22 protein-coding genes are annotated in these 26,043 nt (G+C 64.9%); 11 read left to right on the top strand and 11 right to left on the bottom strand.

Translation table 11 applies throughout. The features are described from left to right. The first annotated feature begins 185 nt into the window (after nucleotides 1–185). Both DCG74_RS16325 and DCG74_RS16320 read left to right on the top strand, forming a co-directional pair. Nucleotides 186–1,079 (top strand): sugar kinase, encoded by an 894-nt coding sequence (locus DCG74_RS16325; RefSeq protein WP_157281072.1) that lies wholly within the window; start codon nucleotides 186–188, stop codon nucleotides 1,077–1,079. Nucleotides 1,080–1,085: 6 nt separating this feature from the next. Next, on the top strand, nucleotides 1,086–1,994 hold the full coding sequence (locus DCG74_RS16320; protein WP_172783982.1) for a ribokinase: 909 nt from the start codon (nucleotides 1,086–1,088) through the stop codon (nucleotides 1,992–1,994). A 162-nt stretch (nucleotides 1,995–2,156) separates the two neighbouring features. Here the strand turns inward: DCG74_RS16320 and DCG74_RS16315 are convergent, their stop codons facing one another. Then, complete coding sequence (locus DCG74_RS16315) at nucleotides 2,157–3,374, bottom strand: NAD(P)/FAD-dependent oxidoreductase (protein WP_172783981.1); 1,218 nt, start codon at nucleotides 3,372–3,374, stop codon at nucleotides 2,157–2,159. Nucleotides 3,375–3,600: 226 nt separating this feature from the next. Here DCG74_RS16315 and DCG74_RS16310 point away from each other — a divergent pair, with 226 nt between their 5' ends. Next, complete coding sequence (locus tag DCG74_RS16310; protein ID WP_172783980.1) at nucleotides 3,601–4,395, top strand: enoyl-CoA hydratase/isomerase family protein; 795 nt, start codon at nucleotides 3,601–3,603, stop codon at nucleotides 4,393–4,395. A gap of 9 nt (nucleotides 4,396–4,404) precedes the next feature. Here DCG74_RS16310 and DCG74_RS16305 read toward each other — a convergent pair whose 3' ends face one another. Next, nucleotides 4,405–6,117, bottom strand: a complete 1,713-nt coding sequence (locus tag DCG74_RS16305) for an IlvD/Edd family dehydratase (RefSeq protein ID WP_172783979.1) — start codon at nucleotides 6,115–6,117, stop codon at nucleotides 4,405–4,407. A 301-nt stretch (nucleotides 6,118–6,418) separates the two neighbouring features. Here DCG74_RS16305 and DCG74_RS16300 point away from each other — a divergent pair, with 301 nt between their 5' ends. Together DCG74_RS16300 and DCG74_RS16295 are read left to right on the top strand one after the other, a co-directional pair. Next, entirely contained in the window at nucleotides 6,419–7,594 is a 1,176-nt protein-coding gene (locus DCG74_RS16300) for a TAXI family TRAP transporter solute-binding subunit (RefSeq protein ID WP_172783978.1), read from the top strand. Between the two features lie 34 nt (nucleotides 7,595–7,628). Continuing rightward, nucleotides 7,629–8,192 (top strand): hypothetical protein, encoded by a 564-nt coding sequence (locus DCG74_RS16295; protein WP_172783977.1) that lies wholly within the window; start codon nucleotides 7,629–7,631, stop codon nucleotides 8,190–8,192. Between the two features lie 49 nt (nucleotides 8,193–8,241). Here DCG74_RS16295 and DCG74_RS16290 read toward each other — a convergent pair whose 3' ends face one another. Next, nucleotides 8,242–10,035 carry a winged helix-turn-helix domain-containing protein gene (locus DCG74_RS16290; protein WP_172783976.1) on the bottom strand — a complete coding sequence of 598 codons (1,794 nt, stop codon included), beginning with the start codon at nucleotides 10,033–10,035 and terminating at the stop codon, nucleotides 8,242–8,244. Between the two features lie 157 nt (nucleotides 10,036–10,192). Here DCG74_RS16290 and DCG74_RS16285 point away from each other — a divergent pair, with 157 nt between their 5' ends. From DCG74_RS16285 to mddA, 4 genes are all read left to right on the top strand, one after another. Next, nucleotides 10,193–10,498, top strand: coding sequence for a nickel-binding protein (locus DCG74_RS16285; protein ID WP_172783975.1), 306 nt, complete (start codon nucleotides 10,193–10,195; stop codon nucleotides 10,496–10,498). A gap of 52 nt (nucleotides 10,499–10,550) precedes the next feature. Further along, nucleotides 10,551–10,724, top strand: coding sequence for a hypothetical protein (locus DCG74_RS16280; RefSeq protein WP_172783974.1), 174 nt, complete (start codon nucleotides 10,551–10,553; stop codon nucleotides 10,722–10,724). A 75-nt stretch (nucleotides 10,725–10,799) separates the two neighbouring features. Continuing rightward, complete coding sequence (locus DCG74_RS16275; protein ID WP_172783973.1) at nucleotides 10,800–11,057, top strand: hypothetical protein; 258 nt, start codon at nucleotides 10,800–10,802, stop codon at nucleotides 11,055–11,057. An 84-nt stretch (nucleotides 11,058–11,141) separates the two neighbouring features. Further along, nucleotides 11,142–11,903, top strand: a complete 762-nt coding sequence (gene mddA / locus DCG74_RS16270) for a methanethiol S-methyltransferase (RefSeq protein WP_246708761.1) — start codon at nucleotides 11,142–11,144, stop codon at nucleotides 11,901–11,903. A gap of 68 nt (nucleotides 11,904–11,971) precedes the next feature. On the opposite strand, the gene DCG74_RS16265 is transcribed toward mddA, so the two are convergent. Next, nucleotides 11,972–12,796: an NAD(P)-dependent oxidoreductase gene (locus DCG74_RS16265; RefSeq protein ID WP_172783971.1), complete on the bottom strand. Its 825-nt coding sequence runs from the start codon at nucleotides 12,794–12,796 to the stop codon at nucleotides 11,972–11,974. A 90-nt stretch (nucleotides 12,797–12,886) separates the two neighbouring features. Here DCG74_RS16265 and DCG74_RS16260 point away from each other — a divergent pair, with 90 nt between their 5' ends. After that, complete coding sequence (locus DCG74_RS16260; RefSeq protein ID WP_172783970.1) at nucleotides 12,887–13,864, top strand: SMP-30/gluconolactonase/LRE family protein; 978 nt, start codon at nucleotides 12,887–12,889, stop codon at nucleotides 13,862–13,864. Nucleotides 13,865–14,130: 266 nt separating this feature from the next. Here DCG74_RS16260 and DCG74_RS16255 read toward each other — a convergent pair whose 3' ends face one another. Continuing rightward, nucleotides 14,131–15,561 carry an aldehyde dehydrogenase family protein gene (locus DCG74_RS16255; protein WP_172783969.1) on the bottom strand — a complete coding sequence of 477 codons (1,431 nt, stop codon included), beginning with the start codon at nucleotides 15,559–15,561 and terminating at the stop codon, nucleotides 14,131–14,133. Nucleotides 15,562–15,851: 290 nt separating this feature from the next. Then, the gene (locus tag DCG74_RS16250) at nucleotides 15,852–18,215 is read right to left on the bottom strand and encodes a transketolase (RefSeq protein WP_172783968.1); all 2,364 of its coding nucleotides are present in this window, start codon (nucleotides 18,213–18,215) and stop codon (nucleotides 15,852–15,854) included. Between the two features lie 131 nt (nucleotides 18,216–18,346). On the opposite strand from DCG74_RS16250, the gene DCG74_RS16245 reads away from it, so the two are divergent. Continuing rightward, nucleotides 18,347–18,808: an Lrp/AsnC family transcriptional regulator gene (locus DCG74_RS16245; RefSeq protein WP_027571162.1), complete on the top strand. Its 462-nt coding sequence runs from the start codon at nucleotides 18,347–18,349 to the stop codon at nucleotides 18,806–18,808. 112 nt (nucleotides 18,809–18,920) lie between these two features. On the opposite strand, the gene DCG74_RS16240 is transcribed toward DCG74_RS16245, so the two are convergent. The 5 genes from DCG74_RS16240 to DCG74_RS16220 form a co-directional block, all read right to left on the bottom strand. Beyond that, nucleotides 18,921–20,000, bottom strand: a complete 1,080-nt coding sequence (locus DCG74_RS16240) for a zinc-binding dehydrogenase (protein ID WP_172783967.1) — start codon at nucleotides 19,998–20,000, stop codon at nucleotides 18,921–18,923. A 60-nt stretch (nucleotides 20,001–20,060) separates the two neighbouring features. Continuing rightward, the gene (locus DCG74_RS16235; RefSeq protein WP_172784617.1) at nucleotides 20,061–21,002 is read right to left on the bottom strand and encodes a DMT family transporter; all 942 of its coding nucleotides are present in this window, start codon (nucleotides 21,000–21,002) and stop codon (nucleotides 20,061–20,063) included. Nucleotides 21,003–21,189: 187 nt separating this feature from the next. Beyond that, nucleotides 21,190–22,029 (bottom strand): aldo/keto reductase, encoded by an 840-nt coding sequence (locus tag DCG74_RS16230; protein ID WP_172783966.1) that lies wholly within the window; start codon nucleotides 22,027–22,029, stop codon nucleotides 21,190–21,192. Between the two features lie 10 nt (nucleotides 22,030–22,039). Then, complete coding sequence (locus DCG74_RS16225; protein WP_172784616.1) at nucleotides 22,040–22,945, bottom strand: SMP-30/gluconolactonase/LRE family protein; 906 nt, start codon at nucleotides 22,943–22,945, stop codon at nucleotides 22,040–22,042. A 392-nt stretch (nucleotides 22,946–23,337) separates the two neighbouring features. Next, nucleotides 23,338–26,043, bottom strand: a complete 2,706-nt coding sequence (locus tag DCG74_RS16220) for a nitrate reductase (RefSeq protein ID WP_172783965.1) — start codon at nucleotides 26,041–26,043, stop codon at nucleotides 23,338–23,340.

Genomic DNA, 26,043 nt, shown 5'->3' with positions numbered 1-26,043 from the left:
CCCGGAAGCGAAAGACGGCGTTTGTCCGGGCTTGGCATTGGCCGGTGATGGTCGTATTCCCGGACCATGCTGACCTCAAGCGCTTCGGGCGGCAGTTTTGCGAATAATTTCAGCGTCCCTCCGGAGCGGAACCGGTGCTACAGTCATCCCGCCCGCCGGGACCACAAGCGCATCACGGACAAGCAATGCAGGCTCTCTTCATCGGACAGACCTATATCGACGTCGTCTTCATCACCGACCACATGCCGACCGGCGACGAGAAGCACGTGGCGCGTGACTACGCGGTCTCCTTCGGCGGCAACGCGGTGACCGCGGCGTTCTGCTGTGCCAAGCTCGGCATCGTGCCGGACCTGATCGCGACCGCAGCCAATGACTGGCTCGGGCGCATGTTCCAGGACATGTGCGCGAAGTACGGCATCTCGCTGCATGGGCGCAAGGTCAACCAGTCCTCGCTCTCCTTCATCATGCCCAAGGACGGCAAGCGCGCCATCGTCCGCTGCCGCGACGACGAGCACATCCATCCCTTTCCGATGCTCAATCTCGGCGGCTGTCGCGCGCTGCATGTCGACGGCCACCAACCGGACGCGGCGATCCACTATGCCAAGGTGTGCCGCGAGGCCGGCATCCTGACCTCGCTCGACGGCGGCGGCCTGCGCACCAACACCCATGAGCTGCTGGAATTCATCGACGTCGCCATCGTCGCCGAGCGCCTGTGCGAGCAGATGGATTTGACGCCGGAGAAGATGCTCGACTATCTCAAGAGCCGCGGCTGCAAGATCGGCGGCGTCACCATGGGCGAGAAGGGCCTGTTCTGGTACGACGAAACCGGGACGGTGCAGGTAATGCCGGCGATGCCGATCCCGCGCGAGCGCGTGATCGACACCAACGGCGCCGGCGACGTCTTCCACGGCGCCTATGTCTATTCCTACCTCGCCCATCCCGGCAAAAGCTGGCGCGAGCATTTCGATTTTGCCCGCGCCGCCTCGACCTTCAAGATCCAGCGCCTCGGCAACGAGGCCGGCTTGCCGACTCTGGTGGACATCGCGAAGGTTCGGCACGAGTTCGAGGTCAGGGTCTAGAACAAGATGGGGCGCGTCTTCGTCGCCGGCAGCATCAACATGGATGTGGTGGCGACCGCCGATCGCCATCCACGAATCGGTGAGACCGTCGCCGGCCGCCAGGTCCTGTATTTTCCGGGCGGCAAGGGCGCGAACCAGGCGGTGGCGGCGTCACGTTTAGGGGCGCGGACCACGCTGATCGGCCGGCTGGGTAGGGATTCGTTCGGCGCCGAGCTGAAGGCCTTTCTCGGCGAGCAGGGCATCGATCTCGGCTACGTCGTGGAGACGGCGGAGACGCACACCGGGACGGCCATCATCGCAGTGGCCGAGGCCGACAACACCATCGTCGTCGTTCCCGGGGCGAACGGGCTGGTCGGCGCTGATGACGTCAGCGTCGTGCCGCTGCTGAAGGGCGACGTCGCGGTCAGCCAGTTCGAGATTCCGCTGCCGACCATCGCCGCATTCTTCCACCGCGCCCGCGCGGCGGGGGCAGTCACCGTGCTGAACCCGGCGCCGGCGCAGAAGATGCCGGGCGAGCTGCTGGCGCTGGTCGACATCCTCGTGCTGAACGAGACCGAGCTCGGCTTCCTCGCCGGCAGCGAGCTCTCCGAGAGCGACGCGGCCGCCCGCATCACCGAAGTCGCGCGACAGCTTCAGGCGCGCGAGGACCAGACCATCTGCGTCACGCTCGGCAAGCGCGGCGTGCTGGCGCTCGCCGGGCGCGACGAGATTGCGGTGGCCGGCCGTGTGGTGAAGGCGGTCGACACCACAGGCGCCGGCGACTGCTTTGTCGGCGCGCTGGCAGCGCAGCTGGCTGAGGGTGCGCCCTTGCGCGAGGCGCTGACGTTCGCCAACGCCGCCGCCTCGATCAGCGTGCAGCGGATGGGCGCCGGGCCGTCGATGCCGACGGCCGGGGAAGTGGCGGCGGTTTTATAGGCGCTGCGCTTTCTTCACCTCGCCCCGCTTGCGGGGAGAGGTCGGATTGCATCGCAGATGCAATCCGGGTGAGGGGGTACAGGTCTCGCGATCATCTCATCTGCGGATAGGCCCCTCACCCCGACCCTCTCCCCGTAAGAACGGGGAGAGGGAGAAGAAAGATCACGCCAGCGCGCTCTTGAGGTCGAAGCTTTCGTCGGCGGCCTGCTCCGGCGTGATCGAGCGGTTCATGGCCTGCAATCTCCGGCCAAACATGTGATCGCCGGCGCGGTTGATCGATTCGATGCCGAGCAGCTTGTCGCCATGATAGCAGAAGGCCGAAAAGGCCTTCTTGGCAGGATCGCCACGCAGCACGACGCGGTCGTAGCCGGTGGTCAGCCCCGCGATCTGGAGCTTGTCATCGCCCTGGTCGCTCCAGAACCAGGGATGGCTGTCGTACGGTTTCTTGTCGCCGGTCAGCTTTGCTGCGAGGCAGCGGGCGTGATCGGTGGCGTTCTGCACCGATTCCAGCCGCAGCGAGCCGCCGAAGCGCGGGCTTGCGAACAGCGCGCAATCGCCGATCGCGGAGATGTTGGGATCAGCCGTCGAGAGATATTCGTCGACGACGATGCCGGCCGCGACCGGCAGCCCCGCCTCGGCCGCGAGCTCGATGTTCGGCAGCACGCCGACGCCGACCACGATGAGGTCGGCCGGCAGATGCCGCCCGTCGCTCAAGGAGACGCCGGTGACCTTGCCGCCCTCCGCTTCGATGGAGGTCGCCTGCACGCCGAGATGGATGCGGATGCCGGCCTCGCGGTGGCGGTCCTGAAAATATTCCGAGACCTCCGCCGTCACCGCCCGCGCCATCACGCGCGGGGCGAGCTCGAGCACGTCGACCTCGAGGCCCTTGATGCGGGCGGTCGCGGCAAACTCAAGGCCGATGAAGCCGGCGCCGATGATCACGGCGCGCGTCTTCGACGGCATGATCGCGCGCAGCGCCTCGCTGTCGTCGAGGATGCGTAAGTATTTCACGTCGGGCAGGTTGGCGTTGGGCAGATCGAGCAGCCGATTGCGCGCGCCGGTCGCCAGCACGAGGTGGCCGTAATCCAGCATCCCGCCCGAGGCAAGATGCACCTTGCGCGCGGCACGGTCGATCGAGGTGGCGCGGCCGGCGATCAGCTCGATGGTCTGGTCCTGGTAAAACTTCTCAGGCCGGAACATCAGGCTCTCCGGACCCGCGGAGCCCTTGATGTAGGCCTTGGACAGCGGCGGCCGCTGATAGGGCAGATGCGCCTCGTCGTTGATCAGGCAGATGCGCTCGGAAAAGCCGGCCTGGCGCAGCGATGCCGCGACCTGGTAGCCGCCATGGCCGGCACCGACGATGATCACCGGGCCAGTCATCGGACAGCCCATTTCCGGAAGACACGAGCGTGACCCATGCCGCCTCCTCTCTCGCTGATTTTGGTTGCTGGCCTTGCGAGGAGCCGGCGCTCGTGTCCGTCCCTTGGCGAAAGCAGCCCCATTTGAGCCTATCGTTCCGCCCGGCGCAAGAGCGGCAGCCGGGGATTGTCACCCCTGCCCTTCTGCGATTTAGTTCGAGCCTCGACCTCCTGCCGGAGAATTCCAGATGACCGCTCCCGTCTCAAAGCCCGACGATCCCGCTCTGCTGCGGATCGACGGCCCGATCGCGACCATCACGCTGAACCGCCCTGCCGCATTCAACGCGATCAACCTTGCGATAGCGCAGAAGCTCGAGCAGCTCGCGGCCTATCTCGAGGGCGCCGACGACATCCGCGTCGTCGTGCTCGAAGGCGAAGGCCGCGCGTTCTGCGCCGGCGGCGATCTGCAGACGATCGGGGCCGCCGCCGAAGCCGGCACGGTGACGCCCGTCGTCGGCGAGCTCCTGAAGCACTATCACGCCTTCATCGAGGTCGTCAGGCGGATGCCGAAGATCTCGCTGTCGAGCGTGCACGGCTCGGCCGCCGGCGCCGGCATGGGCCTCGCCTTCGTCACCGATCTCTGCATCGCCGCGGACGATGCCAAATTCACGCCGGCCTATGCCAAGATCGGCGTGTCGCCCGACGGCGGCTCGACGGTCGGCATCGTCGGCACGGTCGGATCGCGCCGCGCGCTGCAGATCTTTCTCGCCGAAGACAATTTTACCGCGCAGCAGGCCTATGAATGGGGCCTGGTCGCCAAGACCGTTCCCGCAACCGAGCTGAAGGCGGCAACGCGACAGCTTGCCGAGCGTCTCGCGCAGAACCCGCCGGCTTCGATCGCCGGCACCAAGCAGCTGGTCTATCAGGCTGCGACCACGCCGGTGAAGCAGCAGCTCGATGCCGAGGAGCACAAGATCATCATGGCGATGAACACGGAAGACTTCCGCACCGCCGTGAAGAAGTTCACGAGCAAGGGCAAGTAGCGCGGCGGCTCAGACCTTCGCGGGACCCGTCCTCTGCATGAAATCGAAATCGCAGCCCTCGTCGGCCTGCAGGATGGTCTCGTTGAACAGCCAGGCGTAGCCGCGCCGTGCTTGCTCCGGCGCTGCGGCCGGCTTCAACGCAGCACGGCGGCGGTCGAGCTCGGCGGCGTCGACCAAGAGCTCGATGCTGCGTTTGGTCACGTCGAGACGGATCATGTCGCCGTTCTCAACCAGCGCCAGCGGCCCGCCGACGGCGGATTCCGGGGTGATGTGCAGCACGATGGTGCCGAACGCGGTGCCGCTCATGCGCGCATCCGAGATACGCACCATGTCCTTGGTGCCGCCGCGTGCGAGCTTCTTCGGGATCGGCAGATAGCCGGCTTCCGGCATGCCGGGTGCGCCCTTCGGGCCGGCATTGCGCAGCACCAGCACGTCATCGGCGGTGACGTCGAGATCGGGATCGTCGACCCGCAAGGTCATGTCCTCGACGGACTCGAACACGACGGCGCGCCCGGTGTGCTGCAGCAGCGTCGGGCTCGCGGCCGATTGCTTGATGACCGCACCGCGCGGGGCGAGATTGCCGTGCAGGATGGCGAGGCCGCCCTCTGTCTTGATCGGATTGTCGCGCGGGCGGATGGCATCCTGGCCGGGCACGTCCTCCGCATTCGCCGCGATCTCGCGCAACGTCTGGCCGCTGATCGTCCTGGCGTCGAGATCGATGAGATCGCCGAGCTGCGCCAGCAGCTTGGGCACGCCGCCGGCGTGGTGGAAGTGCTCCATATAGTGCTCGCCAGATGGCTTGAGGTCGACCAGCACCGGCACCTCACGGCCGATCTGGTCGAACGCCGCGAGATCGAGCCGGTGCGGCGAGCGATGCGCCATCGCGGTCAGATGGATCAGGCCATTGGTCGAGCCGCCGATCGCCTGCAGCACGACCTGCGCGTTCTTGAACGAGGCCGGCGTCAACACTTCGCTCGGCTTTGGTCCCTTGGCCTTGGCCATCTCTGCGGCGACCTTGCCGCTGGCCTCGGCCAGACGGAAGCGCTCGGCATGCGGCGCGGGAATCGTCGCGCTCATCGGCAGCGACAGGCCCATGGCTTCGATCATGCACGCCATGGTCGAGGCCGTCCCCATCACCATGCAGGTGCCGACCGACGGCGCGAGGCGGCCATTCACCGCCTCGATCTCGGCATCGTCCATGTCGCCGGCGCGATACTTGGCCCAGAGCCGGCGGCAGTCGGTGCAGGCCCCCAGCACCTCGCCCTTGTGATGACCGACCACCATCGGGCCGACAGGAATGACCACGGTCGGCAGGTCGGCGCTGATTGCCGCCATCACCTGCGCCGGCAGCGTCTTGTCGCAGCCGCCGATCACGATCACCGCATCCATCGGCTGAGCGCGGATCATCTCCTCGGTGTCCATCGCCATCAGATTGCGCAGGTACATCGAGGTCGGATGGGCAAAGCTCTCCGCGATCGAGATAGTCGGGAACACGAACGGCATTGCACCCGACAGCATCACGCCGCGCTTGGCGGCTTCGATGATCTGCGGGACGTTGCCGTGGCAGGGATTGTAGTCGCTATAGGTATTGGTGATGCCGACGATCGGGCGCTCCAGCGCGTCGTCGGAATAGCCCATGGCCTTGATGAATGCCTTGCGCAGGAACAGCGAGAAGCCGGCATCGCCATAACTCGTCAGACCCTTGCGCAAGCCACTCGTCATCATGCCGCTCCTTTTGGCTTACCATCGTGGTACAGCGCGCTCCTCGATTGTCAATAAGCCCGGGCGATAGCGTCGCACTTTCCGGCTTAGATCACCGCTTGGCACACCAATGGATTGCAGGCGAGGCCGGGCGCCTCGACAAACTTCAGCTTCAGGCATCACGGAACGGCACTGTCCTGGCCGCGTTGGAACGCCAAGCATTTGCTTCGGCCTTGCTTCGCGCGGTGGCAGCCTCTCGGGGCATGTCACGTCCCACGCGAGAGCTGACCGAGCAGGTTGAACAATGAGGGTCTGCGGAGCGATGCGGGCCGGTTTGTTCATCGCATTGATTGCAGCGGCCTACTTTGGCGGGCAGGTCCAGGTTTGTTTCGCGCAACAGCGACTGTCGGCTTCTCCGAGCGAAGCCACGAAAGTGTCTCCAAGAAAGGAAGGCACCCCCAGGAAGGAGACCGGGCGATCTGCGGACCCCTATACGGTGGGCTTCGTGACCGGTACGCCGCAATGCACTGAATTCGCGCTCGCTCAGGACATTGCGACCACGCTCGCCGGCGGCCAAGAGACCGGCCCTCGGGGCCAAGTCGCATTACGGGTCCTGCCGATAGTGGGAAACGGCGGTATCCGTAACGTTCTCGATGTGCTCACCCTCGCAGGTGCCGACGTGGCGATCGCGCCCGTCGTTCTGGTCGACCGCCTCCGGGAGACAAGGACCTTCGGGGACATTTCAGACAGACTGACCTACATTGCACCGCTCCATATCGAAGAGTTCCACCTCCTTGCGCGGCCGGAGATCGGAAGCCTGGCGGAACTTTCGGGAAAGAGGGTCAATCTCGGAGAGGACGGCAGTGCCGGCGCCATCCTCGGCCGCGAAGTGTTGAACCGTCTGGGCATCAAGATCAGCGAGTCGAACTTGGGACCGGAGGCCGCGCTGGATGGTCTGAGGAAGGGAGATCTCTCCGCCGCTCTGCTGGTTTCAGGAAAACCGGTCAGCTTCCTGGCGCAGGTGTCGCAACTCGACAATATTCACCTCCTGCCAATCCCCTACCTCAAGGAGCTGCTGCAACAAGATTATCTGCCATCGACGCTCCGCCATAAGGACTACCCAAATGTGATCGCCGCCGAAGCAAGCGTCGACACGATCGCGATCAAATCCGCTCTCTTCGCCTACAACTGGCCGAGTGGCAGCGAGCGGTTTCGGTTGCTGGAATTCTTCGTCCAGACATTGTTCACGCGCTTTCCTGAATTCCTAGCTGGCGCACATCACCCCAAATGGCGCGAGGTGAACCTGGCCGCGCAGCTCCCCGGATGGCGACGATTTCGGCCGGCAGAGCGCTGGCTCCAGCAGCAATCCGGCGGCGAGGCCGCTCTTCGCAAGGCGTTCGGCAGATTCCTCGAAGGAAAGCCGACCGCCAATCCACCCGACCGGGAAGATTTATTCCGGGAGTTCCTGCGCTGGCGAGAACGCAATCCGGATAAGTGAGCAAGATTTGGCAGTCAAATGTCGGGAGGTGTCGATGCGCAACGCGCTTGTGAGCGCAGCCTTGGTTGCGTTGCTCGCCTTGATCGCCGACGTGCGGCACTCTGCAGCCCAATTCGCGCCCCTCTTTCCACCGACGCCGCAGACACTCGCACCGCCCAACGCGCCGCCGGCCGGCACGACCGAGCGCATCAGGACAGCCCCTGACCGAAGCACCAAGGCGCACAGGAAGCGCGACATCGTTCGTTCGCCGCCCAATCAGCGGAAGGTCGCCGAGAAAAACGGATACAAGCGGGTCAGCGATCTCGTGAATTTCCCGAAGTTCTTTCCGGGCCTCGGCATCATTTTCGTGAAGCCCGACACGTTGCCGCTGGGGCCGTTCCTGTGCTTCGATCGCAGGGATCGTCTGGTGGCGACCGTGTACATGGTCCCGAACAAGGACATCGACGATCACAAATCATGGGAGGGAGCGGGATCCGCAGCACCAGTTGACCACGTCAGTCTCTACTTCAACGCGGGTCACCCCGGCGTGGACGTGCCGCATTACCACGTGGTGCTCTGGCATGTGACCAGGAAACAGGAAGCGCGCGTTGCAAAATGACGTGCAACACCTCTGCGATGACAGGCGAGGTACGGAGCACGGACCGTCCTTAAGCAGCACGTCCTCGCGTTCGCGTATCGACCTCGCGTCGCAAAGCGGCGCATGCAGCCTCGAACTTCCGCGAACCCAGTTCGCCGGCCGCCAGCTGGGCTGCGTGAATTTCCGCTGAAGCGCCTCGAACGTCATCATGCGCCAATTGCAGCTTCGCGATACGGAGTCTCAGCCTGACCGCCTGCACTCGCCCGTCGATGCTCGACCATAGCTGCCGGGCCAGGTGCAGATGCCGCAGCGCAGAGTCGTACTCGTCGCGCACATTGGCGAGAACCGACTGCGCTTCGTTCGTCAATGCCCGGATCGAAGGCATCGGCCATCGGTCCGGGCTTCCGGAAAGCTCTTCGATCAGCTCCAGGGCCTGCTCATGGCGGCCTGTATGCGCGGCGGCGAGCGCCAGATGCGCGAACAGGATTCCTCGGCGCTGCAGGGTCCACCAGGTCTTTCCGATCAAGCTGCGTTCGAGACTGGTGTAGGCGGCTTCAGCCTCGCCACGTTCCAGCAAAAGCATGGCGTGGCCGGGCTCCGGGCACCAGCCGAGGGCATAGGCCTTTTCGTAAGCTTCGAGCGCGGCATCGTCATTGCCGATCGCAGCCTGGACGTCTGCCAGCACGCGATTCGCATCGCCGATCGCCCATGGCGCGTCGCTGGTCAGCCGTGCCAGCGAATCCTGAATGCGCGACAAGGCCTCGCCAAGCGAGCCCCTGACGCCAAGGACTTCTGACCGATGAAGCTGACAGGAGCCGGTCAATTCCATCCCGCTCTCGGTGCAATATTTCTGATAGCCGAGCGTCCACTGGTCGGCCCTCGCCCAATCTCCGAACATCCGCGCCGCCCACAGGATGTTGCAGTAGAGGATGCCTCCGACGATCGGGTCGATATCGCCGCTGGAGAGCGCCATCGTAGCGGCGAGGTCCTGATCCGCCAGTCCTGCGCGCGTATCGCCGAGACACAGCCGGTAGAACCCGCGATAAGCCAGACTCAGCGCCTCGATGCCAACAGCGTCCCTGTGCCGGACCGTGCTGTACGCGGCATCGGCAAGCGAAAGTGCCTGTTCAGGCTCGCCGTCGAACGCGGCGACCTTCGATTTCATCCAGAGAGTCAGCGCAGTCGTGGCGGGATCCTCGATCTCGGAGGCCCAATCCTCCGCCCGCGCCAGCCACCCCTTGGCAATCGCCGCCTGGCCGCGCTCGAAGTGCAAGCAGGAGAGTGTGACTGCATCGATGACGGCCAGCGACACGTTGCCGGCCTTGGTGTGGGCGGAGACCGCGCGAGCCAGGATAGGCAGCGCCGCATCGGCCTTGCCGGTGCACTGCAAGGCCAGCGCCCATTGGTGCAAGTCGGCGCCATCGAGCGGTTGGATCGTATCGGCCGCCTCGAACAGCGCTGCGGCTTCGTCCCAGGCTTGCACGGCAGCGGCGCGCTGCGCTCGCGCCCCCACGTCCGGGACTTGCTTGTCCGTCGTCTCGGGAGCGGCAACCCGTAGCTCCGATCCGCCGTCGATGCAGAAACGATATCCCCTGCCCGGCATGTTCCGGATGGCGCCATCCATGCCACCCTTGCGCAGCACGCCACGCAGCATGCTCACCGCCCGCTGCAAGGAGTTGTCGGTGACGGTTACGTCAGGCCAGAGGGTATCGAGCAGTTCTTCCTTGGTGACGACCCGGTCCCGGTTACGCGTCAGGTAGACCAGCAGATCGAACACGCGCGGCTGCAACGCGACTTCCCGCTGCGCATGAATAAGCGCGCGGCCCGCTTCGTCGAGTTCGAAGGGTCCAAACCTGAGGGTCATATCGTTATGTCCGGGAGAGACGGAAAAGGTTCAGACAAGGATCAGGCAATGATCAGGCCCTGGTCAGGACGATCAGCGCCGGCGACGCCTATAGCTCCTCATGGCCTTCGGTCACGACGACCGACTGGCAGCAGCATCAACCCTGAGGAGACGCCTTATGGAACTCTATGTCATTCGCCGTCCAAGCGCCTGGGCAAACCTGAGCGAACTGGAAGCCGCAGGCGCGAAGTCCGCGCGGATCGGCAACGAGCAGATGTCCGATCGCGTTCGCTGGATCCGCAGCTATGTGGTCCATGAGGCCGACGGCCGCATCGGCACCTTCTGTATCTATGAAGCCCGCGACGGGGAGTCGATCCGCGAGCATGCACGGCGCGTCGGCATGCCGGGCGAGGAATTCTACAAGGTCGCCACGACCGTCGTCGTTCGCGGCGATCCCACCCCGCAGACGGCCGCCGCCGAATAGCAGATCAGCGCGGGCGGCGTCCTCAACTCGTGCTTCCGTGAAGGGATGAGAAATGTCCATTCAGTCTCAGGCGCCGCCCGCGCTGAGCCCCTCGCGGCGATATCTCGCCGGCATCCTGCTGCGCCTTCGCCGGCTCATCAATCGGTCTGTCGCCAGCATGCTGGCGAACCGCGAGAAGGCCGCAATGCAGTTCGCGAAGGGTTGCGGCGACCATGACCAACGGTGACGACACCGTTCGAGACCCGAGTCACCGTCGGAAGATTTGCATTCCCCGCGACAATTTCAACTCGAGGAAATAGTCATGAATTCTTTCTTCCCATCCGACGTTTCCGAAGCCAAGGCCTCCGATTTCAAGACTTTCAGGCTCGGAAATTTCAAGTCCAGAACCGCTGCGCTGGCGATCGGGACGGTCGGTGCCGTCATGACGTCGCTCGTTCTGGCTTCGGCTGCAACGACGCTCGGCGACCATCGACCCGAAGGCGTGAGCGGCGGCGCAACGGTCCAGAAAAGCCCAGGCAAATGCAAGGCCGCAACGGTTCCAACAGCCTTTGCAACGTGACGAAGGCGGCGGTGACCACCGCCCGTTGAAACAGCCGCTTCAGTCCCTCACCCCTGAACTGGAAGATCTATCATGTCCATCACCATGCAAAGCGGAACTACTCAGACGGCAAGCTCGTTCGCGGCACGAAGCTTCGTGCTCGGCTACGGCGTCCTCGCCTATCTGATCTTCTTCGGGACCTTTCTCTACGCCGTCGGCTTCATGACGCAGTTCGTTGTGCCCAAGACGATCGACGGCGGCGCGGCGGGCTCGATCGGACAGGCGCTGATGATCGACCTCGCGCTGATGTCACTTTTTGCCGTCCAGCACAGCGGCATGGCTCGCCAGGGCTTCAAGAAGCTGTTCGCCGCCTTCGCCTCGCCTGCACTCGAGCGCAGCACCTATGTGCTGCTGGCAAGCCTGAGCCTGATCCTGCTGTTCTGGCAATGGCGTCCCATCACCGCCATCGTTTGGGAGATGGAGACACCTATGGCAGCCTACGCCGCGGTCGCCGGCAGCTTCGCCGGCTGGCTCATCGTGCTGTACAGCACGTTCCTGATCAGCCATTTCGAATTGTTCGGACTGACGCAAGTCGTCAGCCACTTTGCAGGTAAGCTCGCCGAGCCGATGAAGTTCAGGACGCCGGGACTCTACCGCCTGGTCCGGCATCCGATCTATCTCGGCTTCATCATCGCGTTCTGGTCGACGCCCACCATGACGCTCGGGCACCTGCTGTTCGCGATGGTGACGACGGCCTACATCTTCGTCGGCATCTGGTTGGAGGAGCGCGACCTGGTCACTCTGTTCGGAGATCAGTACCGGCACTACAGGGAGAAGGTGGCTATGTTGATCCCGGGCCTGTTCTGATCCGGCGCGAACGTACGGTTTGAGCGGCCAAGCAGAGCTTCGGCCGCTCTCGCCATGTCGCACGCTCCCTAGCGCTTATTCCAATCGATGACCCGGCTCCGATCGGCGTCGAACTCCATGCTGCAGAACGTGCCGCCCTGGAAATAATCGCCGACCGGATCCGGCTTCAGCTTGGCCTGCTCGGCCATGGCGTGCTCGCGGAAATCTTCGGCGCGGCCCGTGGGGCGATAGCCGAATTCGTAGGCGCGGTGGTTGTCCCACCAGGCGCGCTCGTTGAAGGAGGCGCCGTAGAAGATCTCGAAATGGATGTCGGGATGCTCGAGCCCGATGCGGCAGAGCTGCACGAGGTCGTCGGGCTTGAGCCAGATCGAGAGCCGGCGCTGGTCGAGCGGCATGTCGCCGAAATTGCCGATGCGCAGGCACGTGACCTTCAATCCGTGCTTGTCGGCATAGAGCGCACCGACGGCCTCGCCGAACACCTTGCTGACGCCGTAGCGGCCGTCGGGACGCGGGGTGACGTCGGTGCCGATCTTGTGGTGGCGCGGATAGAAGCCGACGGCGTGGTTCGACGAGGCGAACACCAAGCGCTTGACGCCCTTGCGGTACGCCGCCTCGAACAGATTGTAGCCGCCGATGATGTTGGCCTGGAGGATCTGATCCCAGGTGCCTTCGACCGAATAGCCGCCGAAATGCAGGATGCCGTCGACGCCCTCGCAGATCGCCTCGCATTGCGCGAGGTCGGCGAGGTCCGCGGCCTTGAACTGCTCGTTGGTGCCGAGATCGGCCGGTGGCTTGATGTCGGAGAGCAGGAGATCCGGATAAATCGGCGGCAGCAGTTTCCGCAGGCTCGTGCCGATTCCGCCCGAAGCTCCCGTCATCAAAATACGCGGCATGTTGTCCCTCACCGTTAGTGACCGAATTTGCGGTCACGTGTCTCTAATGATAGCAGGATTGTCCAGAGGGAACGAAACGAGAGAACCGGCATGAATGAGGCATCGTCCCACACCGAGGAGCGGCCAGGTTGGCGGCCGGCGAGCTATTATCCCGATCCGGCGATCCGTGCACTCGATCCCCGCTTCGAAAAATACTGGCTGAAGCTGTCGGCGGTGGAGCGGCTGGCGACCGGCCTGCGTTGGGCCGAGGGGCCGGTCTGGTTCGGTGACGGGCGCTATCTGCTGTGCAGCGACATCCCGAACCAGCGCATCCTCAAATGGGAGGAAGAGACCGGCGCGGTCAGCGTGTTCCGCAAGCCCTCGAATTTTGCCAACGGCAACACGCGCGACCGGCAGGGCCGGCTCGTCACCTGCGAGCACGGCGGCCGGCGCGTGGTGCGCACCGAATATGACGGCAGCATCACCGTGCTGATGGATCAATTCAACGGCAAGCGGTTGAACTCGCCGAACGATGTCGTTGTTAAATCGGACGGCTCGATCTGGTTCACCGACCCGACCTTCGGCCTGCTCGGCAATTACGAGGGCTACAAGGCCGAGCCCGAGATCGAGCCCAACGTCTACAGGCTCGATCCCGAGACCGGCAAGGCGACCATCGTGGCCGAGGGCGTGCTCGGGCCGAACGGGCTGTGCTTTTCCCCGGACGAGAAGATCCTCTATGTCGTGGAATCGCGCGGTGTGCCGAACCGCAAGATCCTCGCCTATGACGTCTCGCCCGAGGGCACCACGCTCTCGAACAAGCGTATCCATATCGATGCCGGGCCGGGCACGCCCGACGGCATGCGCTGCGACATCGACGGCAATCTCTGGTGCGGCTGGGGTATGGGCGATCCCGAGCTCGACGGCGTGGTGGTGTTCGCCCCCGACGGCGTCATGATCGGCCGCATCGCCCTGCCCGAGCGCTGCGCCAACGTCTGCTTCGGCGGCGTCAAGCGCAACCGCCTGTTCATGGCCGCGAGCCAGTCGATCTATGCGCTGTATGTGAACACGCAGGGGGCGGTCGGGGGATAATGTCGCCGCAAGGAATGGCCTCGTAGTAGGGTGGGCAAAGCGAAAGCGTGCCCACCATTTCTTGCTCGTCGCGCGATCGTGGGCATGTCGCTTACGCTCCTTTGCCCACCCTACGAGATCTCTCCTGCGTCATTGCGAGCGAAGCGAAGCAATCCAGACTGTCTCCGCGGAAGGATTCTGGATTGCTTCGCTTCGCTCGCAATGACCAAACGAAAAAACGCCGGGGCGGTTTCCCGCTCCGGCGTTTGGCTTGATCGCTCTAAAGCTTACGCCGCGTTGAAGCCCGCAACCGCCTTCACTTCGAGGAAGTCCTCGAGGCCGAACTTGCCCCATTCGCGGCCGTTGCCGGACTGCTTGTAGCCGCCGAACGGCGCGGTGCGGTCGTTGGGCACGCCCTGCAGGTTGACGTTGCCGGCGCGGATCTGGCGGCCGACGCGCTTGGCGTCCTCGACCGTCGGGCCCGTAACGTAGCCGGCGAGGCCATACGGCGTATCGTTGGCGATCTTGACCGCGTCGGCTTCGTCCTTGGCGCCGATGATGGTCAGCACCGGCCCGAAGATCTCCTCGCGCGCGATCGTCATGTCAGGGGTGACGTCGGCGAAGATAGTCGGACGAACATAGAAGCCCTTGTTGACGCCTTCGGGCAGGCCCGGGCCGCCAGCGACCAGCGTTGCGCCCTCGTCGATGCCCTTCTTGATCAGGCCCTGGATCTTGTCCCACTGGCCACGATTGACCACCGGGCCGATGGTGGTGCCTTCGCCGCGCGGATCGCCCGCCTTGGTCTTGTCGGCCACGGCCTTCGCGATCGCGGCGACTTCCTTCATCTTGGACAGCGGCACGATCATGCGCGAGGGCGCGTTGCAGGACTGGCCGGAATTGTTGAACATGTGCATCACGCCGCCGGTCACCGCCTTGGTGAGGTCGGCGCCTTCGAGGATGACGTTCGGCGACTTGCCGCCGAGTTCCTGGCTGACGCGCTTCACGGTGGGCGCTGCGCGCTTCGCAACGTCGATGCCGGCACGGGTCGAGCCGGTGAAGGAGATCATGTCGATATCAGGGTGCTCGCTCATGGCGGCGCCGACCTCGGGGCCGAGGCCGTTGACGAGGTTGAACACGCCCTTGGGCACGCCGGCGTCATGGAGGATCTCCGCGAAGATCAGCGCCGAGGTCGGCGTGAACTCGCTGGGCTTCAGGATCATGGTGCAGCCGGCGGCGAGCGCGGGCGCGACCTTGCACGCGATCTGGTTCAGTGGCCAGTTCCAGGGCGTGATCATGCCGACCACGCCGATCGGCTCGCGCAGCACCATGGCGGTGCCGACCGGCTCCTCGAAATGATAGTTCTTGAGCACGTCGAGCGTGGTCATGAGATGGCCGAGGCCGGCGCCGGCCTGCAGCTTCTCCGCCATCGGCAGCGGCGCGCCCATCTCGTCGGAGACGGCAGCGCCGATCTCCTTGAGGCGGCCCTTATAGACCTCGATCACTTTGCTGAGCAGCGCGACGCGCTCCTCGCGGCTGGTCTGGGAGAACGTCGCGAAGGCGCGCTTGGCGGCGGCAACCGCCTTGTCCACGTCGGCCTTGGAGCCCAGCGCAACCTCGTACATCGCCTCTTCCGTCGCCGGATTGATCACGGCGGTGGACTTCTTGACGGCGGGATCGACCCAGGCGCCGTCGATGTAGAATTGCATGCGATTGACCATCGTTAACCTCTTCTTGGGGGCTTGGAGGGGGCGTTTCGGCAGGCATCCTTGCACGAAAGCGCCGGCAATTGAACCCGCCATATGCGGGACCAGCGTTGCGGCGGATGGAGGTTATATGAGCCGATGGCGGGAACGTGGCAAGGCTCCCTCGGATGTCATTCCGGGACGCGCCTTTTGGCGCAGGCTACGGTGCGCAATTGCGCACCTGAGAATCCATACTCCCGATCGTGGTTATGGATTCCGGGCTCGACGCTGCGCGTCGCCCCGGAATGACGAGGCAGTTACCTCCGCTACACCGCCATCTTCCGATGCAGCACCGGCGCGCCGGTGGTGAGGCTTTCGGCCGCATCGATGATGGCGTTGGCGTCGATGCCGTAGTGCCGATAAAGGTCCGCGATGCTGCCGGTCTGGCCGAACTGCTCGACACCGAGCGCCTCGACACGGTGGCCGCGAACGCTGCCGAGCCAGCCGAGCGCGGCGGGATGGCCGTCGATCACGGTCACGATGCCGCAGTCGCGCGGCAGCGGCGCCAGCAGCTTTTCGATGTGGCTGAGATGCTGCACGCCGCGGCGGTCGCGCCGCAATTTTCGCGCCGCGGTCCACCCCGCATGGAGGCGGTCGGCCGAGGTAATCGCGAGCAGGCCGACGTCGCGGCGGCTCTCGCCGATGAAGCCGGTCGCCTCGATCGCTTCGGGCGCGACCGCGCCGGTATAGGCGATCACGACCTCGGCGTTCGGCCCCGGCTTGCGCAGCCAATAGGCGCCATCGGTGATGCCCTGTCGCAGCTCGCCCGTCATGATCCGCTGCGCCTGCTCGATGGCGCGCGTCGAGAGCCGCAAATAGACCGAGCCGCCCTCGCCCGGATCGCGCTGCATGTGCTCGAAACCGTAAGCCATGATCACGGCGAGCTCGTCGACGAAGGCCGGCTCGAACGAGGCGAGCCCATCCTGCGCCATGCCGATCAAGGGCGTTGCGATCGACTGATGCGCCCCGCCCTCGGGCGCGAGCGTGAGGCCGGACGGCGTCGCCGCCACCATGAAGCGCGCGTCCTGGTAGCAGGCATAGTTCAGCGCATCGAGCCCGCGCTCGATGAAGGGATCGTAGAGCGTGCCGACCGGCAAGAGCCGCTCGCCGTTGATCTGGTGCGACAGGCCGAGCGCCGAGAGCATGATGAACAGGTTCATCTCGGCAATGCCGAGCTCGAGGTGCTGACCCTTCGGCGAAGCATCCCAATTGTAGGTCGAGGGAATTTTCTCGCTGCGGAATAAGTCCGCCTTCTCGGCTCGCGCGAACAGGCCGCGGCGGTTGACCCAGGGGCCGAGATTGGTCGAGACGGTGACGTCGGGCGAGGTCGTGACGATGCGTTTTGCGAGTTCGCTGTCGCTGCGCGCGATCTCGTTCAGCACGAGGCCAAAGCCCTGCTGGGTCGACATCTGCGGCGACGGCTTGAACGCGAGCTGTTGCGGCACCTCGACGACGGGCGCCGTGAGCCGGCGACCATCCTGGTTGAACGGCACCCGCGCGAGGAAGGCCTCGAGCTCGGCGGCATCCTGCGACAGGCCTTCGAACTTGTCCCATTCATGGCCGGGACGGATGTTCTGGCTGTCGCGGTATTTCTCCATCTGCGCGACCGTCATCAGGCCGGCGTGGTTGTCCTTGTGACCCTGGAAGGGCAGGCCGACGCCCTTGATGGTGTAGGCGATGAAGCAGACGGGGCGGTCGTGATCGATGGAATCGAACGCCTCCAGCATGCTCGCCATGTCGTGGCCGCCGAGGTTCGACATCAGCGCCAGAAGCTCCTCGTCACTGCGCTTGTCGATCAGTTTCGTGATCGGGCCCTGGTCGCCGATCTCGTCATGCAGATGTTTGCGGAAGGCCGCGCCGCCCTGGAAGCAGAGCGCCGCATAGAGCGCGTTCGGGCAATTGTCGATCCAACGCTTCAAGGCCTCGCCGCCGGGCTCCGCGAACGCCTCGCGCATCAGCCGGCCGTATTTCACGATGACGACGTCCCAGCCGAAATTGCGGAACATGGTCTCGAACTTTTCCCAGAGACCTTCGCGCACGACGGCATCGAGCGACTGCCTGTTGTAGTCGACCACCCACCAGGTGTTGCGCAGGCCGTGCTTCCAGCCCTCCGCGAGCGCCTCGAAGATGTTGCCCTCGTCCATCTCGGCATCGCCGACGAGCGCGATCATCCGTCCCTCGCGGCGATCCTTCATCCAGCCATGCGCCTTGACGTAATCCTGCACCAGCGAAGAGAACAGCGTCTGTGCGACGCCGAGGCCGACCGAGCCGGTGGAGAAATCGACGTCGTCGACATCCTTGGTGCGCGAGGGATAGGACTGCGCGCCCTTGAAGCCGCGAAAGTTCTCCAGCTTCTCGCGGCTCTGCCGGCCGAACAGGTACTGGATGGCGTGGAACACCGGGCTCGCATGCGGCTTCACCGCGACGCGGTCCTCGGGACGCAGCACGTGGAAGTACAGCGCCGACATGATGGTGGCGAGCGAGGCGGACGAGGCCTGGTGGCCGCCGACCTTGAGGCCGTCCGCGTTGGGGCGGATGTGGTTGGCGTGGTGGATGGTCCAGGACGACAGCCACAGCGCCTTGCGGCTGAGAGCAGTCAGGGTGTCGAGACGGGCGGGGTCAACGGGCATGGCGATGCTCCGGGAAATATGCACCGATCATACGCCTGCGGGCCGCGTCAAACTTCTCAATTTTTCGCGCCATACCCGCCGATATTGGGATATTTTACCAACATAGCCGACCAGAAGCAGGTTCCATCCCAATGCCCGAGCTCGACGCCATCGACCGCAAGATCCTCAGCCACCTTCAGAACGACAGCCGCCTGACCATGCAGGAGCTCGCCGACAAGGTCGGACTCTCGGTGTCGCCCTGCCACCGCCGGGTCAAGCTCCTGGAGGAGCGCGGCGTCATCTCGCGCTATGTCGCAACCGTCGACCAGAAGGCGTTGGGACTGCATGTCAGCGTGTTCATCTCGATCAAGCTGGCGCGGCAGAAGGAGGAGGACCTCAACCGCTTCGCGCGCGCGATCTCGAAATGGGACGAGGTGCTGGAATGCTATCTGATGACCGGCAACCGCGATTATCTGCTCCGCGTCGTCGCCGCCGACCTCGCCTCCTACGAGACGTTCCTGAAGACCAAGCTGACCCGCCTCGACGGCATCGCCTCGATCGAGTCGAGCTTCGCGCTCAGCCAGGTGAAGTACTCGATCGCGCTGCCGGTGTAGCCGCAAGCTCCGGCCTGGTAGGGTGGGCAAAGCGTAGCGTGCCCACCATCACCACGCACGCGGATGCATGGTGGGCACGGCGCTCCGCGCCTTTGCCCACCCTACAAAAGCGTCACCGCCACGGCTGCACGATGATCTTGGTGTGGGCTTCGGGATTGGCGAGATCGGCGAAGGCCTTTGCGACGCCGTCGAGGCCGACTTCGGCGGTGACCATCGCAGCCGCATCCACCTGCCCTTCCGCGATCAGGCGCAGCGAGCCTGCAAACTCCTCCGGCGTGTAGCCGAGCACGTATTGGACGTTGAGCTCCTTCATGATGCCGAGCATGGGCTCGCTTCTGTCGCTCTCCATGCAGACACCGACCACGACGATGCGCGCATCGCGCGGAGCACCCTCGAACACCTGCTGCAACAGGCCGGGCACGCCGACGCATTCGAAGATGACCGCGGGCTTCAACGCCGGCAGCATGGCCTGGAACGGCGGCCGCGCCGCCTTCTCGGCCTCCGACATCTGCGCGTGCTCGGCCCAGGTCGCGTAAGGCTGCGACACCCGGGGGTCGACGACGATGTCGGCACCGAGCTTGGCGGCGAGCGCGCGCCGCGCCGGCGAATAGTCGGCCGCGACAATCGGATGCAGCCGCTTGAGCTTCAGCGCGGCGATCACCGCGAGCCCGACGGGACCGCAGCCGATCACCAGCGGCACCTCGCCGCCACGGATATTGGCTTTGGCGACGGCATGAACGCCGACCGCCAGCGGCTCGGTGAGCGCGGCATGCTCCGGCGCGAGACCATTGGGGACTTCGAGCAGCAGCGCTTCGCTCAGCAGCATCGCCTCGGCATAGCCGCCGACATTGTCGTTGGAATAGCCGATCCCTTCGATGCCCTGTGGCGTCACCAGCGCGGGCAGCGAACAAACGTGCGTGCCCGGCTTCAGCTTGCGCGATGTGCCCGGGCCATAATCGACGACCTCGCAGCAGAACTCGTGGCCGAACACGACGTCGCGGCCGAGGTCCATGGACTTTCGCCCGGTCTTCGTCGCCATCTCCACCATGCGGTGGGCGTGCTGGCGCGCATGCAGGTCGGAGCCGCAGATGCCGCAGGCGAGCGTCTTGACCAGAACCTGGCCGGGGCCCGGCGTCGGCTCGGCCATCCGGCCAACGACAATCTCACCGTTCCTGAAAATCGCGGCGCGCATCCGGCTCCTCCCTAATCGTTGGAGCCATTGATAGCACGACGCGGAACCCGCGAACTTGCGTCAGGCGTTCGGAGAGCGCTCTTCCAGCACCAAGAGCTGAGCGCGGCGGACGCGCTCGCGATGGGCGATGTAGAGGCCGCTGGCGACGATGAAGGCCGCACCGACGATGGTCCAGATGCTCGGGACCTCGCCAAAGATGAAGAAGCCGAGAATGCTGACCCACAGCAATTGCGAGTAGGAGAACGGCGCCAGCACGGAGGCATCGCCGTAGCGATAGGCCAGCACGACGATCCACTGGCCCGCGGTCGAAGCGACGCCGATGAAGATGCCGAGCGCGATCGCGGTCCAGGACGGCGTCACCCAGACGAACGGCACGATTGCGGTGAGGATGGCAAGGCCGGTGAGCGAAGAATACGCCATGGTGGTGACGACGGCTTCCCGTCCGCTCATCATGCGCGTCAAGATCAGCGTGCCGGCCCAGCACGCCGCCGAGACCAACGGAAAGACAGCGGCGGGGTGAAACGCGCTGGTGCCCGGGCGCAGGATGATCAGCACGCCGATCAGGCCGAGCGCGGTGGCGAGCCAGCGGCGCATGCCGACCTTCTCGCCGAGGAACACGATCGAGAGCGCCGTGACGAACAGCGGCGCGACGAAGCCGGTGGCGGAGGCCTCCGCGATCGGCAGGAAGCCGAGGCCCGTGATGAAGAACAGCGAGGAGCCAAGCAGTGCCGCCCCGCGCATCACGTGCAGGCCGGGACGCTTGGTGCGCATCGCATAGAACGGCGAGGCGGGCAGCATTACCGGCGTGAACAGCAGCGTGAAGGTGAGGAACCGGATCCAGGTGATCTCGATCGAGGGCAGGCTGGTCGAGAGATATTTCGCAGTGACGTCGGAGCAGCCGAGAAACACCGTCGAGAGCAGGATCAGCGCGATGCCCTTGAAGGGATGATCGACGCGCGCAGGCGCGCGGCGAGCCTGCTGCTTCTTCTCCGGCACAGGCATGGGAATAACGTCGAGCCTTGCGGCTGCGGCGGGCGGCGGTGTCACGGCTGGAACCCGGGCAAAATGCGAATCGAGAACAGCCGTAAAAAACGACAAATGCCCCGCGTTCACAACTTCCGAAAACAGGATGCCGATATGCGCGGGCCGCCGCGCGCGTCAATGCTCCGTTAATATTGCCCGTTGTGCACTACAGCATGGGCAAGCCGCGCGGCTTCGGTCCGCGCGGAAACGCTGCATCGAGCGCGGCAACCTCGTCTTTCGTCAGCTCCAGATCGCCTGCCGCCGCATTTTCGCCGGCATGTTCCGCGGACGAGGCCTTCGGAATCGCGAACACCGTAGTCGCACGGGTCAGGAAGCTCAGCGCGACCTGACGCGGCGTCGCACGATGCGCCTCCGCGATGCGCGCCAGCACGGCGCCGCCCTTGCTGCTGCTCAACGGGAAATCGTCGTGGCCGAACGGCGAGTAGGCGACGACGGCGACATTGTGCCGTTCGCACCACGGGATCACCGCATGCTCGATCGCACGTTCTTTCAGATGATAGAGCACCTGGTTACAGGCGATCCGGCCCTCGCCGGAGACGTCGAGAATCTCGTCGAGATCGTCGGCATCGAAATTGGAGACGCCCCAGGATTTGATCTTGCCTGATTGCACCAGCTCTTCGAACGCAGCGACGGTGTCCTCCAGGGGATAGGAGCCGCGCCAGTGCAAGAGATAACAGTCGAGCCGATCGGTCTTCAGCCGCTTCAGCGAGCGCTCGCAGGCGGTGATGGTGCCGCGGCGCGAGGCATTGCTCGGCAGCACTTTCGAGACGAGGAACACCTCATCGCGCCGGCCTGCGATCGCATCCGCAATGACGAGCTCGGCATCGCCATACATCTCGGCGGTGTCGATGTGGGTCATGCCGAGATCGAGCCCGCGCTGAAGCGCCGCGATCGCGCGCTTGCGGTCGCCGTGGTCCAGATACCAGGTGCCCTGCCCGATCACGGAGACGTTGGCGCCGGTCTTGCCGAAGGGCTTCGTGTTCATGTCTATTCCTTCAGATGCTTTCGAGCCCGCCGATATCGGCCACCAGCACGCTGCCGGTCGAGGACTCCGTGATATAGAGCCGATCTTTGTTTTCGCCACCGATCGCGACATTCGTGCAATTCGGTCCCGCGCACGACTTGATCCGCGCGATCAACTCGCCGTTCGGCGCGAACACGAACACGTGCCCGAGCGAGGCGTGGCCGACGAACAGGCGGCCCTTCGCATCCATGGTCATCCCATCAGGGCCGCTGGTGCCGAACAGCGAGCAGAAGCGCCCGACCTTGGACACGCTGCCGTTCTTCATGAACGGCAGCCGCCACACCGCGTTGTCGCGCGTCATCGCGACGAACAGCACGGTTTCGGTCGGGTCGAGCACCAGCCCGTTCGGACTGATGCCGGTGTCGAGCAGGCAATCGAGGCGGCCGTTCGATGCCAGCCGATAAACCCGCCCGCTTGGATCGTGCAGGCCGGTCTGGCCCTGGTCGGTGAAATAGATGTCGCCGTTGGCGGCGAGATGCAGATCGTTGCAGCCGCGAAACGATTCCGAATTGCGCCCGGTCAGGATGGGCTTGATGCGCCCGGCCGTTGCATCGAGCTCCATGATGCCGTGCCTATAGTCGGCGATCAGGATCCGTCCGTCGGATGCAATCTTCAGCCCGTTCGGCCAGCCCTCATATTCAATCACGAGCGACCAGTCACCGTCGGGCGCAATCCGGAAGATGCGGCCGAACGGAATGTCGACGATGTAGAGATGGCCGTCCTTGTCGAAGGATGGCCCCTCGATGAAACTGTCGGTCGGGATATTCGGCCGGTTGGCATCGGCCCAATCGGTTCGCACGCCCTTGCGGCGAAATTTGTCGGGCATTGCCGAGAACAGCCTGGTCTCGATCAGGCGCGGCGGCGTTTCCAAGTACATCATTGTTGTTATGGGTGCTGGGGAAGAAGCCGCGGCAGCATAGGGCACAATCGAGGGCGCGTCGATTGGCGCGGGCGGCATGGCTGCGTCCACGTCGCTCTCATGTCCCGGACGAGCTGCAGCGTGAAACGCTGCTGCGCAGAGCCGGGACCCAGAAAAGCCAAACACTCCGCTGTTGGATGGACCCCGGCTCTGCAGCGCACCGTCGCACCGGACGATGCTTCGCATCGCCGGGGAGACGCTGCGCTGCGTCCGGGGCACGAGATCGCAGCGTTAGCACACACCTGTGTCCAAGCCGTCATTGCGAGCGCAGCGAAGCAATCCGGACTATCTTCGCGGCAAGACTCTGGATTGCTTCGCTACGCTCGCAATGACGACGGAGAGAGCCAGCCCTATCCCGCCGCGCTTGCGACCTTCGCCTGCTTCGCCGGCACGACCTCCGTCGTCGCGATCAATCGTTTCAGCTCGGGGATGCAGGAGCCGCAATTGGTGCCGGCCTTGAGCTTGGCACCGATTTCGGCGGCGGTGCGCGCGCCGCTCGCGATGCTGTCGCAGATGGTGCCGCGGCCGACGCCGAAGCAGGCGCAGACGATGGGACCGGTCGAGGCCGCGCCTTCGCCGGACTTGCCCGACAGCAGCATGCGGCGCTGCTCGTCAGTGACCTGATCGGCCACGAACAGGCTCTTCACCACCTCCCAGTCGCCGGCATCGTGCGCCGGGCCGACGAACAGGCAGGTCTCGATGCGATCGCCTGCGAACGAAGCCGCGCGAAAAACCCCGCCGCCGAAATCGCGATATTCGGCAACGTCCTCGCCGGCGACGCTCTCGAGCCAGGCCGGCCAGCGGGCAAGATCCGCATTGTCGGCGAAAAGATAGCCGAAGCCGCCGCTGACGGTGACGCGGGTCCACAACAGGTTTTGCGGCAGATCGAGCGGCTTGCGCGACAATGCGAAACCGCGGAAGACGAATTCGTAAGGCGCGATCGCGGCCGGCGTCGCCTTGGCTTCCGGCTGTCCCGAGAACGGATCGGTGAACGGTGCTACCATCGCCCCGACGCGGCCGTGCGAGGCGTTCATCGCGCTCCAATGGATCGGCACGAACAGGGTGCCGCGCTGTTGCCGCTCACTGACGACGACCTTCAGGATGCACTGGCCGTAATCGGTGGTGATGCGGGCATAGCCGTCATGGGCGAGGCCATATTTGCCGGCGTCGTCGGGATGGATCTCGACGAACGGCTCGGGCAGATGCGCGCCCAGCCGCTGGCTCAGGCCGGTGCGCGTCATGGTGTGCCACTGGTCGCGGATGCGCCCGGTGTTGAGCCTTAAGGGACGCGACGGGCCGGTCTCGCCGCGCAGCACCGGCACCTCCGGCGCAATGAAGCGGCCCTTGCCGTCATTGGTGAAGAAGCCGCCTTGCGCGAAGAAGCGCTCGCCGGGCATCCCGCCTTCGCGCACCGGCCACTGCACCGGCTGCAGACCATCGAAGGCTTCGTCCGACAGCGAGGTCAGCGCGCCGATGTCGAAATCGCGGCTGCCATTGTTCTCGAAGGCCGAGAGCGCGGCGTGCTCGCGGAAGATGTCGGCGGCCGATTTGTAATTGAAGCTGTCGCCGAAGCCGAGGCGCTTTGCGGTCTCGCTCAGGATCCACCAATCCGGACGCGCCTCGCCCGGCGCCGGCAGGAACGCACGCTGGCGCGAGATGCGCCGCTCGGAATTGGTCACCGTGCCCGATTTCTCGCCCCAGGCCAGCGCCGGCAGCAGCACGTGCGGGCCGGCCTCGACGGTGTCGTTGGAGAGCACATTCTCGGACACCACGAACAGCTCGAGCTTCTTCAGGGCATCGCACACCATGTCGGCATCGGGCAACGATACCGCGGGGTTGGTGCCCATCACCCAGAGCGCCTTGACCTCGCCGCGGTTGATGGCCTCGAACAGCTGCACCGCCTTCAAGCCTTCATGGGTCGCGATGCGCGGCGCCTTCCAGAACCGTCTGACGCGGTCGATGTCGGGCGGCGTGAAGCCCATATGCGCGGCCAGCATATTGGCGAGGCCGCCGACCTCGCGGCCGCCCATCGCGTTGGGCTGGCCGGTCAGCGAGAACGGCGAAGCACCCGGCTTGCCGATGCGGCCCGTGGCAAGATGGCAGTTCAGGATGGCGTTGACCTTGTCGGTGCCCTGCGCCGACTGGTTGACGCCTTGCGAATAGAGCGTGACGACCTTCTCGATGTCGCGGAACATCTTGAAGAAGGTGGCGACGTCCGGCTCGGAGAGGCCCGTGGCGAGCGCGGTCGCGGTGATGCTGCCGGCGATGCTGCGCGCGCGCGCCAGCGCATCGTCGAAGCCGGACGTGTTCTGCGCGATGTAATCCTGGTCCAGCACGCCGTTGTCGGCGAGATGTACGAACAGGCCGGAGAACAGCGCGGTGTCAGTTCCGGGCCTGAGGCCGAGGAACAGGTCGACGTCGGTGGCGGTGTCGGTGCGGCGCGGATCGATCACGATCATGCGGGCCCCGCGCTCCTGCCTGTTCTTCAGCATGCGCTGGAACAGCACCGGATGGCACCAGGCCGCGTTCGAGCCGACGAAGACGAGCAGATCGGCCTGGTCGAGATCCTCGTAGCAGCCGGGCACGGTGTCGGCGCCAAAGGCGCGGCGATGGCCGGCGACCGAGGATGACATGCAGAGCCGCGAATTGGTATCGACGTTGGCGGTGCCGACAAACCCCTTCATCAGCTTGTTGGCGACGTAATAGTCCTCGGTCAGCAGCTGGCCGGACAGATAGAACGCGACTGCGTCCGCGCCGTCGCGTGCCACGATGTGCTGCATGCGATGTGCGACATGATCGAGCGCATCGCTCCAGGCGACGCGCTCCAGCACGCCCTTGCAGCGGATCATGGGATAGAGCAGCCGCCCTTCCAGCCCGACGGTCTCGCCGAGCGCGGAGCCCTTCGAGCACAGCCGGCCGAAATTGGCGGGGTGGTCAGGATCGCCCGCGATCGCCGCGCCACCGTTCCCGTCGGGCGTCGCCAGCACGCCGCAGCCGACGCCGCAATAAGGACAGGTCGTCTTGGTGGTGCGGAGATTTGGATCGATCGCCGTCAT

Source organism: Bradyrhizobium sp. WBAH42 (assembly GCF_024585265.1).
Taxonomy (GTDB): Bacteria; Pseudomonadota; Alphaproteobacteria; order Rhizobiales; family Xanthobacteraceae; genus Bradyrhizobium.
This window is presented reverse-complemented; position numbering and strand designations above follow the sequence as displayed.